Below are 15,355 nucleotides of genomic sequence, written 5' to 3'. Positions count from 1 at the left end.
TGACATAACACCTTTTGGTTATATATAATATAACACCTAAGGGTTACATATTTGATTTGAAAAGGAGCTATATATGATGAAAGAAAATTTACCTGATATTACGCAAACAGTTTTAGTAGAAGCGCCAATTCAAAAGGTATGGGATTATGTTTCAACTGCAGAAGGAATCTCAGCATGGTTTATGCCTAATGATTTTCAAGCGCAGGAGGGATACGAATTTACTATCCAGTCCCCATTTGGACCATCGCCTTGTAAGGTGCTTGAAATTGACGAGCCACACAAACTGTCATTCCAATGGGACACAGATGGATGGTTTGTAACATTTCTTTTGAAGGAAAATGGTGCTCAAACTGAATTCACCTTAATACATGGTGGCTGGAAGGATGGAGACTCTATCGTTTCGAAAGCAAAATTACCTAACTCGGCCGTGCATAGCAAGATGGAACAAGGATGGATTGGAATTGTACAAAACAAATTTAAGCAAGTTGTCGAAGCTTAATGAACGAAGCAACTAAAAAGGTGGATGTTTTTCAAGCAATTGCAGATCCCACAAGGAGAGATGTCCTACAACTGCTAGCAAGCAAACAGAGGTCCATTGCGGAAATTTCTTCCCATTATGATATGAGTAGAACTGCAATTGTTAAGCATTTAAATGTGTTAACTGAAGCAGGTCTAGTCACTGGTCAAAAGTTAGGGAGAGAAAAAGTGTATTATTTAAAGCCAGAGCCACTGACGGAAGTTAAACAGTGGCTCGACTATTATGAACAGTTCTGGAATAACAAACTTTCTAAGTTAAAGTTCTTAGTTGAAAATGAAGAATAATAAATAATAAAAATTTCAACCCCGTCAGCGTTATTGACGGGGTTAGTTTCATTTTGTTTAATACGCAATTCAAAAGTACATTTCAATCAGATGAAATGGTTGAAAATTAAAATAATTTATTATATAGTATTAGTGTAATATATAACTAGTACACGAATACACTATGACGAAGTTGATGACAAAAAAGGAGATGGAAAATTGAAAGGATTATTGTTGAAAGAATGGATGATTTATAAGTCATGGCTTTTAGGTTCAACAATAATGGGTATTGGGGGTGTATTAATTCTTCCGATAATATTGGGAAGATATTTAATAACCGAGGTACCCATTCAGGAAATTAGACTGGTTTTAATGTTTTTAATGTTAGGCTTTAGTATTGTTAATCACTTAGTTCAGTTTAATAATTCGTTAAATACCGACCATGGGAAAAAAGATATGTGGCTGCATAATCCTCATTCTATGCACATATTGATTGGTGCAAAATTTATGTTTAGCTTAGCTATATATTTTGTTGGAAATATTGTCATCACTTCAACAGGTATATATTTCATGTCAGATGTGCTTTTAGGTAGCTTTACGAATCTTCTTATTTTACAGCTCTTATTATTAGTAATAATGTTATTTGTCGGCATCTTTGTAAGTATTATTTGGTTATTCTTCTGGACAATTTATTTAGAAGGTAAATATTGGGTCGGTAAATTTTCACTTATTGCTACGGTAGTAGTATTCATTTTAATAATTAGTTTTTTACCGAAACTATTTGGTTTTCTTTCAATTGATAAGCTACTGAATCAAGGTGAAATATCTTTAGAATTCTTAGAAGGTTATTTACCTATTATTACAATAAGTAATTTTATCGTGGAGTTAGATTCTATATATATTGTAGAGGAATTGTTTTACTGGATAATTTTTGTATTGTTATTTTGGGCGATTTGTAAATGGTTGGAGAGGGTGATTACGAGATGACGCAGGATTTCACTCGTGATAAGCCTATTTATAGCCAGCTAGTTGATATAATTTGCGGGGATATCCTGAAAGGAAACCTACAGCCGGGAGATAGAATGCAATCTGTTCGAGAATATTCATTGGAGGTTGGTGTTAATGTCAACACCGTTCATCGTGTATATAAGGAGCTTGAATCGATGGAACTAACCGAGACGAAACGTGGTCAAGGCACATTCATCACAATAGATGAAGAGCGTATTTTGCATTTACGAGAGAATATGAAAGTAAAATTGGTTGATCAGTTTCTTCAATCTATTGCAGCATTTGGTTTTTCGAAAGAGGAGATAGTTCAAATATTGCAGAGAAAGGAAGAGACAAAATGATTCAACTTCAACACGTCTCGTTTAATTACCAAAGACAGGAAGTACTTACGGATATATCACTTTCATTTCCAGTAGGGCAGACAATAGGTATAGCAGGCGAAAATGGAAGTGGTAAATCGACGTTATTAAAAATAATTGCTGGTATACAAAGACCTCGAAAGGGAACTATTTCCATTCATAAGGAGTCCTTATCTAGGATACATTCAACTGACATTGCGTATTTACCTGATACGGATTTGTTTTATAGTTTTTATACAACGAAGGAGCTTTTCGCATTTTATGCATCTCAATTTCAGGATTTTTCTTTGCAGAAGGCATTAGAGGTAGCCAGTTTTTTAGAAGTAGATGTTCATGTAAAATTGAAAAAGCTTTCTAAAGGGAATCGTGGTAGAGCAAAAATGGCGGCTACTCTTGGTAGAAACACATCGTACTATGTGATGGATGAGCCATTTTCAGGGTTAGATCCAATCGTGCGTGAGTCCCTTATAAAGGGACTCATCCGATTTACTAATGTAGAGGAGCAATCAATTATTTTATCTACCCATGAATTGCATGAAGTAGAACCAATACTAGACCAACTAATAGTTTTAAAGGAAGGTAGAGTAATTGCTCAGGATGAGTTAGAATCGATCCGCTTTGAAACCAATCAGGATGCAGTGAGCTGGATGAAAAATGTAACGAAAGAGAAGGTGAAGTAAATGTCTACTCCAATTGTACAATTAAAAAATGTTACCAAAATTATTAAAAGAAAAACAATAATTGATGATGTGTCATTAGATCTTTTTCCAGGGCAGATTACTGGATTCTTAGGACCGAATGGTGCTGGAAAGACCACTACCATTCGTTTAATGACGGGTCTTATGCATCTAACTAGCGGGTCTATTGAAATAGAGGGTGCCTCTATTGCAGATGAGTACGAAATAGCGATTGCAAATGTTGGAGTAATCGTTGAAAATCCAGAAATGTATAAGTATATGTCTGGTTATAAAAACTTACTTCATTTTTCCAGAATGCATATTGGTGTAACAAAGGCACGCATTGATGAAGTAGTTAATCAAGTAGGTCTAACTAAGCGAATTAACGAGAAGGTTTCGACTTATTCATTAGGAATGCGTCAGCGATTGGGATTAGCACAAGCATTACTACATGATCCGAAGTTTTTAATATTGGATGAACCAACGAATGGTTTAGATCCTGCGGGAATTCGTGAATTCCGTACGTATCTTCGTAAAATTGCTCAGGAAAATAACGTTTCTATTTTCGTATCTAGTCATCTGTTATCAGAAATAGAGTTAATGTGTGACCGTGTAGTTGTTATTCAAAACGGGAAGCTGATTGATGAACGCATGATTCAAGGTGATGACAAGACACGTATGCAGCTTAAAGCAGAGCCAGCAGAGGTAGTAGAAAACTATCTAAGTTCAAATGGCTATATATTTACATCGCACGAGGGAGTATTTTTACTTGAATTAATAGAGGAGAAGGTACCAAGTCTTATCAAGGAACTAGTCGCACAACAGGTTCAAATTTTTGCTATATCAGCCGTGCATGAAACGCTTGAAGAGCAGTTCCTTCAAATGACAGGAGGCGGTCAAATTGTTTAAGTTGATACGGAATGAATGGATGAAATTATGGCATAAAAAAAGCACATGGGCAATTTTAGTTATTTTATTATTAGTTATTGTTGGTGTCGGTGTTCTCGATAAAGTATTTATGGAAGATGTAAAAAACTCTGATTGGAAACAGGAACAGCAAGCTATGATCAATGATGCCAATACTCAGCTTCAAACTCCTGACCTTGATGAATGGTCCATCCAGATGTTTGAGGATCAAAAGCTGATGGCGCAGTATCGCTTAGACAATAATGCAGCACCTCAAGTGAACCAGAGTATGGAAGGTAATATGGCATTTGGTGCATCCATTATGGTGCTTATTACATTGTTAACGGTTATTCCTGGAGCATCCATTGTATCGCAGGAATATACAGATGGTACGATTAAAATGCTTTTAACACGACCGGTTTCCCGATTTAAAGTGTTAGCTTCTAAACTAATAACGATATTCTTGTTTGGTATTACTTTAATAATAGTAACGATTATTCTCACAACAGTAATTGGATTTATTTTATTTGGAACTGCTACTGGTGTCGATCTAACTATTGTTGATGGTGTTGTGCAGCAAACAAACACGATGAATGATATATTCTTAACGTATGTGTACTCCTTAGGAGATTTCACCATGTCCATACTATTTGCATTCTTTATCGGAACGGTATTTAGTTCACCTTCCATTGCTATAGCTTTATCCATGCTATTTTTAATGATGGGACCAATGATTATAATGCTCTTACAAAAGTATATACCTGTAGAGTATATATGGTTAACGCATTCTGACTTAACACAGCATCTCAGAAAAGAATTTTTTGTAGAAGAAACAACTTTATTTATGTCTTTAACAGTGCTCCTTATTTATGCCATAGTCTTTTTGGTTTTAAGCTTTATGACGTTTATTAAAAGAGATGTTAAAGCATAGGTAGACTTTTTGTGTTATAATTTGTTGGTTAAAAAAGAGAATAGAGTTAGGAGATTTTAAATGCAAAGCCAACATATAATTCGTAACATCATCGTGGAAACACCTTCAAAACCTGGTAATTTTGCTAAGGTTGCTACTGCAATCGGTATGGCAGAGGGAGATATTGGGGATATTACCACACTTAAGAGTGGAGCGTTAACAACCGTTCGTGACATTACAATCACTTGTAAATCGAAAGATCAATTGGAACAAGTGATTTCTAATATTAAGGCAATTGGTAATGGCGTTAAAGTTCAAGCCGTTACAGATGATGTATTAAAAGCGCATGAAGGCGGTAAAATTGCTATGAAGAGCAGACTAGATGTTCGTTCATTACGCGATCTTCAACGGATTTATACACCGGGTGTTGCTTCCGTTTGTATGGATATTTTACATAATCCAGAAAAAGCTAACTATTTTACTTCCATTGGTTCATCTGTAGCCATCGTGACTGATGGTACTGCGATTTTAGGACTAGGTAATATAGGACCAGTTGCAGGGATGCCTGTTATGGAAGGGAAAGCAGTATTGCTAGACCAATTTGTAGGATTAAGTGGAATTCCAATCTTATTAAATACAAGCGACCCAGATGAGATTGTAGAGACAGTCAAGCATATTCATAAAGGATTTGGAGCGATCTTACTAGAAGATATTGGATCTCCACATTGCTTCGAAATCGAAGAAAGACTAAAAGCTGAATTACCAATTCCAGTAATGCATGATGACCAACACGGTACTGCAGTAGTAGCATTAGCAGCTATTCTATCAGCATGTAAAGCTACTAATGTGGATATTAAAAAAGCGAAAATTGGTCAAATTGGTTTAGGTGCTGCAGGATTAGCTATTTGTCGTATGTTGATGGCGTATGGTGTAGAGGAAGTTTATGGGTTAGACCGTCAAGAGGCTGCTCAAGAACGTCTTACTAGTCATGGTGGTCAAACTTTAGAATCGTTAGAAGCGGTAATGGAAAAATGTGATATTATCATTGCTACAACCGGAGTTTCTGGTCTTATTAAACCAGAGATGGTTCGTAACGGGCAAATTATATTGGCATTATCTAACCCAAACCCAGAGATTTTGCCTTCTGAAGCAATTGCGGCAGGAGCAGCATTTGCAGCGGACGGACGCTCAGTAAACAATGTTATCGGATTCCCAGGTATCTTCAAGGGGGCTTTAGATGCAGGTGCTAAAGAGATTACCTATCCAATGTTAATCGCTGCGTCTTTAGCAATTGTTAATCACACGAAACCTGGTGAACTTATACCAAATCCATTGGATCCAACATTGCATCATTTAGTTGCAAGAGCAGTTGAAGAAGCTGCCAATAAGGAAATGAGTAAATAAACAAAACTTGGTTCTATCGTTTCCGAAGGGCTTAGGACAAATTTGCCCGTATATTAATTATCGATTGATTTTTAAAGAGGCTGGTTGTGACTTCCGTCACAACCAGCCTCTCCTTTTTCGGTAATTTTATTACGCTTATCTTTCCGTCGCCCTTCAAAAACAATTTGAAACAGGTTAGTGCATTTTTTGGTAACTAGAGAATAAATGCTTTCCTATTTATAAAGGAAGCTCTCGAAGATGCAATTTCGTTCGCTATTTTGCTTCTATATTTAGTGAACACCTACTATTTCACTGTACTTCCACTAGTTTAAAAGAAAATCTTTTTTTTCATCCTTCATTACAGAATAAAATCCTTAATTCAAAAGAAAGTTTTTACTAAATTAACTTTACCTACTATTAACATTTAAGCGTAGGCTATGCTATATCTTATAGTGGTATACTACACATTATATTGATTGGAGTGAAAGGTGGCGAATTCGGCAGGATGAGTGAGACAGATGAGATATTACAGCGACGCGCTAGCGACGGTGATAACTCATCGCTCACCCCGCGAAGGCCAACAGGATGTTGGTCACAAAGGCGTTGCCACACGATGTAGCGCTTTTAGCCTTTGTACCCCACCTGTAACGGAAATCAACAGTATTATTGTGAAGATTTAATTTTAATTCCTCAAAAACTAGAAACACTGTATTTGTACAATGTGAAATAGTATAATTTCTTAGTAATTAAAAAAAGAAGGTTTCGGTCATGATGCCGAAATCTTCTTTTTAAATTTGTCTTCATAATTAGTCGCTTCCCTCAATGCTTTTTCCTCTGTAGGAATGCGTACTGAAAGCATAGCTAGATTTAATAAGGTAAATGCTACAGCTGTGAAATATGCTTGAAACATTAACGGTAATAAGATGATCTCTAAACAAACAACTACATAGTTCGGATGGCGAATAAACGTATAAGGACCACTTTTAACAACATTTGCATCTGGTAAAATGATGATTTTAGTATTCCAAAAGGATCCTAAAGCTGCTAAACACCATACACGCAATAATTGAACAAATAAGAAGAATACCAAAAAAATCGGGAATAAGGGAGATATCGATCGGTTGAAAAATATTACCTCAACAATAAGACTTATAAAAAAACACACATGCATCGTTACCATATAAGGATAATGAGTTGCGCCAACTTCATAAGCTCCCTGTGCAAGCATCCTTTTTTCATTGCGTTTAGCGATAGCCACTTCAGCAAGTCTCTGAATAATCACAAAGGAGATAAGGATGAAGAATAACAAGCTAATCCCTCCACTTCAGTAATACAGCTTCTCCGCAAAAACCTGGACCTAATGCGACGAGTAACCCTAATTCATCGTTATTATGTTTTTTCTTCATAAACTGCTCCAATACGTAAAGAACTGTTGGGGAGGACATATTCCCATTACTTTTTAATACTTCTCGTGAGATATGCGTATGATCTTCTGTAAGCTCCAATGTTTCTTCATATGCCTTTAATACTTTCTTGCCTCCTGGATGTGCAACAAAGTTAGTTAGCTCAGCTTTCGTTACTTGTTGTTCACCTAGAAAATCATCTATAAAAGGTCCTAACCAAGCAGTAATAATAGAAGGAATGCTTTTGGAAAATACAACATGGAGTCCATTATTTTTAATATCCCACCCCATTACATCTTCTGAGTCTGGCATCCATTTAGAAGCCGTTGCCGTGATGTGGGGAACCGTTTTTGTCGTAGCCAATTCTGCTTCATCTCCGCAAACTAATGCACAGGCTGCTCCATCAGCAAATAGGGATGCTCCTATTAAATTACTCTTTGAAAAGTCATTAGGTTGAAACGTCAAGCTACAGAGCTCTACACAAACCACTAATACTTTAGAAGAAGGATACGCCTTGCAATAATCGAAAGCTCTACTAATCCCAGATGCTCCACCAGCACAGCCTAACCCCCATAATGGAATACGTTTTGTACGATCAGAAAAAGGCAGATGGTTCATCACCCGCGCATCGATACTTGGAGTAGATATACCAGTACTACTAACAAATATGATTGCATCAATTTCACTAGGATGTAGGGGAGACTCTAGAAAATCACTATTTAAACAATTATTGATAACTTCGATACTATATTGTGTAGCTAGCTCTATATACAAATTATTACGTTCTTCAAAGCTATGTTCACTTTGGTGCCATTCTAAAGGAACGCAAAAATGGCGAGTTTGTATGTCGCCATTTTCGAACACTTTTAATAGTCTATTCAATTGAGGTATTTTGTCTTCAAATAATTCTTTCGTGAGATTTTCGATATTAGATTGCTCTAAAGTATAGGGAGGATTATATGTACTAATCGAAGTAATTTTTGGCATGGAGCCACTCCTTTTTATTCCTTATATTTCCCTTATTCACGATATATATACTATTATTGTAGCTGCTTCATTTTTTCAATTGCGATGATAAATGGAGGATCATTTTGTTGGTTAAGGAATTGATAACTTAATACGTGGACAAAGGATTGAGATAAACCTTGTACAAAACGTAGAATTGAATCCTTTTCTTCTTTACCTCCAGCATGCCCATGGTAAACTACTAAAACAATAATTCCACCTACTTTCAGTAATTGGAGTAACGATTCAATTGCCCGCTGCGTAGATTCTCCTCGTGTCACAATTTCATGATTGCTTCCCGGCAGGTACCCTAGATTAAATATTGCCGCAGAAACTTCCTGCTTGATATAAAGATTCAGATTTTCATGTCCATCGTTTATTAATGTTGCTATTTCTAATTTGTTTGCTTCCTTTAACCTTTTAGTTGTTGCTAGAATGGCTTCTGCTTGAACGTCAAACGCATATACATGTCCATGCGCACCGACAAGTTCTGTTAAAAACAGCGTGTCATGCCCATTTCCTGCAGTTGCATCGACGACTATATCTCCACTTTCGACTGTTTCCGTTAGTAATTGTTTTGCATAAGGTAAAACTCGTTTTAGTTTCATCTTGCTACACCGCTTTTTTTATAAAATTTCCCTTGGTAACTCTCCCTCGAAGCAAGCTCTGCATCAATTCCATTTAATACATCCCATTTATTCACACTCCACATTGGTCCAATCATCAAGTCAATCGGGCCGTCACCAGTGATTCGCTGTACGATCATCTCAGATGGTAAAATTTCTAGCTGATCTGCTACTAGCTGGATATAGGAATCTCGATCCATGAAGTCTAGCATCCCTTTTTCGTATTGTTTAACCATTGGAGTACCTTTTAACAAATGAAGTAAATGAATTTTAATTCCTTGGACGTCTAGCTTGGCCACTTCTCGTGCAGTTTCCATCATCATCTCTCTGTTTTCTAGAGGCAGCCCATTTATTATATGTGTACAGATAGGAATTCCATGCTTCCTTAACTTGCTAACTCCTTCTATATATGTGGGGAAATCATGTGCACGGTTTACCAAATTTGCAGTTCGCTCATGGACAGTTTGAAGACCGAGTTCCACCCATAAAAACGTTCGTTTATGGAGCTCTGCCAAATATTCCACTACATCATCGGGTAAACAATCAGGTCTTGTCGCAATAGATAGCCCTATAACACCCTCCAATGCTAGTGCAGCCTCAAATTTCTCCTTTAAAACAGGGAGGGGAGCGTGCGTATTCGTATAAGCTTGGAAATAGGCTATGTACTTACCGTTTTTCCATTTTTCGTGCATGTTCGTCTTGATTTTTTCGAATTGAACAGGAATGGGATCTACTTTATCACCTGCAAAGTCTCCGCTTCCGGCAACGCTACAAAAAGTACAACCACCAAATGCGACTGTACCATCTCTATTGGGGCAATCAAACCCCGCATCTAATGCCACTTTAAAAATTTTCATTCCAAATTTATCTCGTAAATAACGATTCCATGTATAATATCGTTTTCCATCAGATGGAAACGGGAAATTATTTTCAACCATTTTCTCCACTCCTTAACAGAATTATATTAACATGATTTTGTTAAGTTTGATGTAATCTTCTTGAAGTGCCATTTGAAAAGGAATACAATGTTCTGAGTGAAAAAGAATTGAGGTGTTAAAATTGCCAAAAGCAGTATGGTTTTTAATAATAGGAATGTTTATCAATACAATGGGAAATTCTTTTTTATGGCCTTTACATACAATCTACATGCATGACCATCTTGGACAGACACTAACGATGGCGGGATTCGTGCTTATGATTAATGCAGGAACTGGAGTTGTTGGTAATTTACTTGGAGGATATCTTTTTGACCGGATAGGTGGCTATAAATCCATTATGTTTGGCATTTTTTTATCAATGGTTGCACTTTTACTCTTAACATTTTGGCATGGTTGGCCAGTTTATATTTGGTTTGTTGCTATTCTTGGGTTTAGTGGTGGTATAATTTTCCCAAGCATGTATGCGTTAGTAGGTAGTGTTTGGCCGGAGGGTGGTCGAAAGGCTTTTAATGCTATATACTTGGCTCAGAATTTAGGAGTGGCAATAGGACCTGCTGTTGCTGGTTTAGTTGCTGATCATAATATTAATAATATTTTTCTTGCAAATTTATTAACATATGTATTATTTCTTTTTATCGCAGGAGTTTTTTACCGCAATATGTCATCTACTCCAAATATTAATGCTTCAGTATTGAAAGGTTCCAAAAAAATTAAACAAAAAGCGCCATTTTATGCAATGCTGATTGTTTCTTTTGGATACATGCTTACATGGATTGCTTATGTACAATGGACTTCTACTATTTCCACACATGTGTTGGATTTAGGTATAACTTTAAAACAGTATAGCTTACTTTGGACGATAAATGGTGCGCTAATATTAGCTGCACAGCCGCTAATTAAACCAATTATTAATAGGCTGGAGCATAGGATAAAAACACAGATGATTATTGGTATAGTAATATTTATGGGATCATTTGTTGTCGTTTCCTATGCTGAGGACTATACAATGTTCATCGTAGCAATGGTTGTTCTGACACTTGGCGAAATATTCGTTTGGCCAGCTGTACCGACATTAGCTGATCAGTTAGCGCCAAAGGGGAGAGAGGGCATTTATCAAGGAATTGTGAACAGCATGGCAACAATTGGACGTATGATTGGTCCATTTGCTGGGGGAATTATAGTGGATGTTTATGGAATACAAGTGATGTTTTATGTTTTCACAGTGCTTATAGCATTAGCGATAGTTCCTACACTTTTATACGATCGACCATTGAAGAAAGTTACAAATGCTAAGGATGTGATATGATTTGGAAATTTTACAACAAAACTTATCTACTTCTGTTCTTGCAGAAATTTTAGAAAATGCTTTCCAATGGTTTGTTGTAGTAGATGCCGATTCAAAAATTCTGTATATAAACAAGGATTACTGCGAGTTTCTTGAAGTAGAGCGAGAGGATGCTATCGGCAAACCTGTTGCGGACATTATAGAAAATACTAAAATGCATGAAGTTATTGCATCAGGAATTGCTGATAATGCTTCACCACATTATATTAAAGGGACATATATGCTTGCAAATCGTGTCCCCCTGTTTGTGGATGGAAAGATTGTTGGTGCTTTTGGAAGTGTGATTTTTCGAGATATGTCCGATTGGAAAAAGTTGAGTTCCCATGTTCGAACAACGATGGAAAGAATTCAACTAAACGTCGATGATAATAGTTACAACGAGTACAAATTGGCCGAGATAAAGGGCAGTTCTCCAGCCATTCGAAAAATTAAAGAAACGATTGAAATAATAGCTCCTAGTGAGCTACCCGTCTTAATCGAAGGGGAGAGCGGTACTGGAAAGGATCTATTTGCTCACAGTATTCATCAGCTTTCAGAACGCTCTGATTTTCCCTTCGTTAAAGTAAATTGTGCCGCAGTTCCACCAGAGTTGCTGGAAAAAGAATTATTTGGGGTTTTTGATCCGCTAACTGGGAAGCTACAAAATGGACGGTATAAGCAAGCAGATAAAGGGACACTATATATAGATGAAATAGGTGCACTTCCTCTTACACTTCAAGCTAAGCTATTACGTACGATGCAGGAGGAAGAAATAACGCCAGTAAATTCGGAGCACAGTGAAAAAGTAAATGTTCGTATTGTGGTTTCCTCTAATATTTCACTGGCTCAATTAATAGATGAAAAGAAATTTCGAGAGGATTTGTTTTATCGTCTGCAGGCAATCACCATACGAATTCCTCCTTTAAGAGAAAGAATGGAAGATTTCATCGACTTACTCCATTATTTTTTACAAAAGTTTATGCTGCAGGCTGGTCGACGACATGTAACTTTAGCTACAAAAACGAGAGAAATACTACAATCCTATCACTGGCCAGGAAATGTAAGAGAATTACAAAACATACTCCAAGCAGCTGTTTTCATGGCGGAAAAAGATGTGATATTGCCATCTGCTTTACCTTCCCAGATAAAGTTAAGAAATGTTCCCTCTTTCCATACTACTGGTACTTTAGAAGATATATTGGCGGATGTTGAAAAGAAGGTACTGCAATCTTATTTAGAGGAAGAGACAGATAAAATTCAAATTGCAAAGCAGCTTGGTCTTAGTAGATCAACATTATATGAAAAAATAAAAAAATACAACTTATGACCTAAATCCGATTTTTTGGACACAAATCCAATAAATCGGATTTTATTATTGGTGAAAAAGTTGGAATTTTTCTTATTTTCCTCATAATAATCCGGAAATCTGGACTGTTGAGAAATTATTCGTTAACAATATCGTCACAATTGCTATTGATAGAAAATTTTGTATATGTTTTAATTGCTTTTGAAAGCGCTTTTATTTACCGAGGTATTAAAAAGTACCAAGTTTAGTGATCTATACTTCTGCAGGAGTTTAGATTAGTAGTGACCCAATTTATTAAAGAGGATGATAACTGCCTAACTATTTATTTTTTTCTAGATTCTGTTTTATATTCGATCACTTTAATAAAAATTGTTGCAATAAATTGACTTGGTATTTTAACGCGATTTTAAATAATAGGGGGATTTGTAAATGGAAGCATTAAGTATGATCGGTCTTATAGGCGGCTTAGCCTTGTTAATAGTTTTGACCATGAAAGGAGTAAACATACTAATAGCTGGTCCAATATCAGCACTTTTGGTAGCTGTGACTAGTGGAATGCCTTTATTCAAACAGCTTGCTGGTGAAGGTGAAGCTGATTTTGTTACAAGTTATATGACAGGATTTACTGGGTTTATTGCTTCTTGGTATTTAATGTTCTTACTGGGAGCTGTATTTGGTAAAGTCATGGAGGATAGTGGAGCAGCAGATTCCGTATCCAAATGGATTGTTGATAAATTGGGTATGAAGTATGCAGTGCTTGCAATTGTGCTTGCCTGTGCGGTTCTTACATATGGAGGCGTGAGTCTTTTCGTTGTAGCGTTCTCTGTATATCCAATGGCTATTTCATTATTCAAACAAGCGGATTTACCACGGCGATTTATACCTGCTACATTAGCATTAGGATCTGTAACGTTTACGATGACATCTGCGGGTTCACCTGAAATTCAAAACTGGATTCCAATTGAATTTTTAGGTACGAATGCTTACGCAGGTTGGGAAGTAAGCATTATCGTATTTGTGTTCATGGCGACATTCGGTTACTGGTGGCTGAGACGTATTATTCAGAAAGCTGTTAATAAAGGGGAAAGATTTGTAAATCGTGATACTGATCCATCATTCGATACGAAAAGAAATTTACCAAATCCATTCTTAGCGATGATTCCTTTGGTAGTTGTATTATTAATCTCATTTATTTTCCACGATAAACTTGCTCAATCAGCTCTAATAATAGCGTTACTAGGTGGTGTTATTGCAACCTATATTGTTGGAAGAAAATATTCTGACAATTTCTGGGAAGCTTTTTCAGCTGGTACAGTAGGGGCGATAATTGCAATTGGTAATACTGCAGCAGTAGTAGGATTTGGAGGAGTTGCTAAAAACGTACCTGCATTTACAACCGCTGTAGAAGCAATGACAAATATTCCAGGGTCACCATTAATCGGTGCTGCTATCGCTGTATCTGTAATTGCAGGTATGACTGGTTCTTCATCTGGCGGTCAAACAATTGCTTTACCATTGTTAGCGCCGCATTACATGGATATGGGTGTAAACCCAGAGGCACTTCATAGGGTGGTTGCAATTTCTTCTGGTGCTCTTGATTCATTGCCACATAATGGGTACGTAGTAACAACTATTCAATCAATCTGTGGTGAAAAACATAGCGCTGCCTATTGGCCAGTTGCAGCCACAACTGTAGTAGTGCCATTACTAGGAACAGCTATTGCAATTATATTATTCTCACTTGGTTTTGGTATTTAACTATTCAGCAAAAGGAACTTACGGGTTGATATTTGGAGGTAAAACTAATGGTAAAAGATAAAGTGCTTCTTATAACTGGAGCAGCACAGGGGATTGGCTTTGAGGTCGCACAGGAATTTTATAAAGCTGGTGCTAAGGTTGTTTTAACTGATATAAATGAAGAGAAGGTAAAGGATGCAGCAAAATTATTAGGCGATAATGTGCTCGGTATTAAATGTGATGTGACAATCGAAGAAGATATTGTTAATGCAATTGATATAACTTTCAAAGAGTATGGGCGGATAGATATATTAATAAACAATGCTGGTATGCAACATGTTGCAATGCTGGAGGATTTTCCAACGGAACGTTTTGAATTATTGATAAAAATAATGTTAACTGCACCCTTTGTTGCAACTAAACATGTACTTCCACATATGCGGAAAAATGGATTCGGTAGAATTATTAATATGGCCTCGATCAATGGTTTAGTTGGTTTTGCAGGTAAAGCAGCCTACAACTCAGCTAAGCATGGCGTAATTGGGCTGACAAAAGTTGCAGCATTAGAAACAGCTGCTGACGGGATTACAGTAAACGCAGTTTGTCCGGGCTATGTGGACACACCACTCGTTCGCAACCAATTTAAAGATCTGGCAAAGGTACGAAATGTTCCAGTTGAATCTGTTTTAGAAGAGGTACTATATCCTTTAGTTCCACAAAAACGTTTGCTAGATGTTAAAGAAATTGCAGATTTAGCCCTCTTTTTAGCAAGCGATGCTGCTAAAGGTATGACGGGGCAAGCCGTTGTTTTGGACGGTGGATACACGAGTCAATAATTAATTCACTTATATAAAACGCCCGATTAGATAATCGGTGCGTTTTATATAATATTTAGGGTAATAGATTGCTAAGTTATCGGATATTTGAGAAAATAATAAGGAATAGAGTTTACGAATGAAAGGGGATTGGCAG

The 15,355-nt window shown here is 36.7% G+C and carries 16 protein-coding genes; 12 read left to right on the top strand and 4 right to left on the bottom strand.

The features are described from left to right. The first annotated feature begins 76 nt into the window (after positions 1–76). The 8 genes from ACIQX2_RS11850 (at position 77) to ACIQX2_RS11815 (ending at position 6,065) form a co-directional block, all read left to right on the top strand. Positions 77–499, top strand: coding sequence for an SRPBCC family protein (locus ACIQX2_RS11850; protein WP_402850423.1), 423 nt, complete (start codon positions 77–79; stop codon positions 497–499). After that, positions 499–822 carry an ArsR/SmtB family transcription factor gene (locus tag ACIQX2_RS11845; RefSeq protein WP_402850420.1) on the top strand — a complete coding sequence of 108 codons (324 nt, stop codon included), beginning with the start codon at positions 499–501 and terminating at the stop codon, positions 820–822. The genes ACIQX2_RS11850 and ACIQX2_RS11845 overlap by 1 nt, the downstream gene beginning before the upstream one ends. A 198-nt stretch (positions 823–1,020) precedes the next feature. After that, positions 1,021–1,788: a hypothetical protein gene (locus ACIQX2_RS11840; RefSeq protein ID WP_402850418.1), complete on the top strand. Its 768-nt coding sequence runs from the start codon at positions 1,021–1,023 to the stop codon at positions 1,786–1,788. Continuing rightward, positions 1,785–2,150 carry a GntR family transcriptional regulator gene (locus tag ACIQX2_RS11835; protein ID WP_402850415.1) on the top strand — a complete coding sequence of 122 codons (366 nt, stop codon included), beginning with the start codon at positions 1,785–1,787 and terminating at the stop codon, positions 2,148–2,150. The genes ACIQX2_RS11840 and ACIQX2_RS11835 overlap by 4 nt, the downstream gene beginning before the upstream one ends. Next, entirely contained in the window at positions 2,147–2,848 is a 702-nt protein-coding gene (locus ACIQX2_RS11830; protein WP_402850412.1) for an ATP-binding cassette domain-containing protein, read from the top strand. The genes ACIQX2_RS11835 and ACIQX2_RS11830 overlap by 4 nt, the downstream gene beginning before the upstream one ends. Beyond that, positions 2,849–3,754 carry an ABC transporter ATP-binding protein gene (locus ACIQX2_RS11825; RefSeq protein WP_402850409.1) on the top strand — a complete coding sequence of 302 codons (906 nt, stop codon included), beginning with the start codon at positions 2,849–2,851 and terminating at the stop codon, positions 3,752–3,754. After that, the gene (locus ACIQX2_RS11820) at positions 3,747–4,682 is read left to right on the top strand and encodes an ABC transporter permease subunit (RefSeq protein ID WP_402850406.1); all 936 of its coding nucleotides are present in this window, start codon (positions 3,747–3,749) and stop codon (positions 4,680–4,682) included. Before ACIQX2_RS11825 ends, ACIQX2_RS11820 begins: the two co-directional genes overlap by 8 nt. 60 nt (positions 4,683–4,742) lie before the next feature. Beyond that, on the top strand, positions 4,743–6,065 hold the full coding sequence (locus ACIQX2_RS11815) for an NAD-dependent malic enzyme (RefSeq protein WP_402850403.1): 1,323 nt from the start codon (positions 4,743–4,745) through the stop codon (positions 6,063–6,065). Between the two features lie 745 nt (positions 6,066–6,810). Here the strand turns inward: ACIQX2_RS11815 and ACIQX2_RS11810 are convergent. The 4 genes from ACIQX2_RS11810 to mnmL are packed head-to-tail and all read right to left on the bottom strand — an operon-like array spanning position 6,811 to position 10,016. Beyond that, the gene (locus ACIQX2_RS11810; protein ID WP_402850400.1) at positions 6,811–7,353 is read right to left on the bottom strand and encodes an isoprenylcysteine carboxyl methyltransferase family protein; all 543 of its coding nucleotides are present in this window, start codon (positions 7,351–7,353) and stop codon (positions 6,811–6,813) included. A gap of 1 nt (position 7,354) precedes the next feature. After that, entirely contained in the window at positions 7,355–8,434 is a 1,080-nt protein-coding gene (locus ACIQX2_RS11805; protein ID WP_402850397.1) for a type III polyketide synthase, read from the bottom strand. A gap of 53 nt (positions 8,435–8,487) precedes the next feature. Next, positions 8,488–9,060: a tRNA 5-(aminomethyl)-2-thiouridylate-methyltransferase MnmM gene (mnmM, locus tag ACIQX2_RS11800; RefSeq protein WP_402850395.1), complete on the bottom strand. Its 573-nt coding sequence runs from the start codon at positions 9,058–9,060 to the stop codon at positions 8,488–8,490. Beyond that, positions 9,057–10,016, bottom strand: a complete 960-nt coding sequence (mnmL, locus tag ACIQX2_RS11795) for a tRNA modification radical SAM protein MnmL/YtqA (RefSeq protein ID WP_402850393.1) — start codon at positions 10,014–10,016, stop codon at positions 9,057–9,059. The genes mnmM and mnmL overlap by 4 nt, the downstream gene beginning before the upstream one ends. Before the next feature lie 121 nt (positions 10,017–10,137). Here mnmL and ACIQX2_RS11790 point away from each other — a divergent pair, with 121 nt between their 5' ends. From ACIQX2_RS11790 to ACIQX2_RS11775, 4 genes are all read left to right on the top strand, one after another. Beyond that, positions 10,138–11,322, top strand: coding sequence for an MDR family MFS transporter (locus tag ACIQX2_RS11790; RefSeq protein WP_402850390.1), 1,185 nt, complete (start codon positions 10,138–10,140; stop codon positions 11,320–11,322). A gap of 1 nt (position 11,323) precedes the next feature. After that, positions 11,324–12,667 carry a sigma-54 interaction domain-containing protein gene (locus tag ACIQX2_RS11785; protein WP_402850387.1) on the top strand — a complete coding sequence of 448 codons (1,344 nt, stop codon included), beginning with the start codon at positions 11,324–11,326 and terminating at the stop codon, positions 12,665–12,667. Between the two features lie 408 nt (positions 12,668–13,075). Further along, on the top strand, positions 13,076–14,404 hold the full coding sequence (locus tag ACIQX2_RS11780; RefSeq protein ID WP_402850384.1) for a GntP family permease: 1,329 nt from the start codon (positions 13,076–13,078) through the stop codon (positions 14,402–14,404). Positions 14,405–14,451: 47 nt separating this feature from the next. Next, positions 14,452–15,219, top strand: a complete 768-nt coding sequence (locus tag ACIQX2_RS11775) for a 3-hydroxybutyrate dehydrogenase (RefSeq protein WP_402850381.1) — start codon at positions 14,452–14,454, stop codon at positions 15,217–15,219. The last annotated feature ends 136 nt before the right edge of the window (positions 15,220–15,355 follow it).

This window comes from Psychrobacillus sp. NPDC096623 (assembly GCF_044762655.1).
Classification (GTDB): domain Bacteria; phylum Bacillota; class Bacilli; order Bacillales_A; family Planococcaceae; genus Psychrobacillus.
Note: the sequence above shows the minus strand (reverse complement) of the source record. Positions and strands in the feature narration are given on the sequence as shown.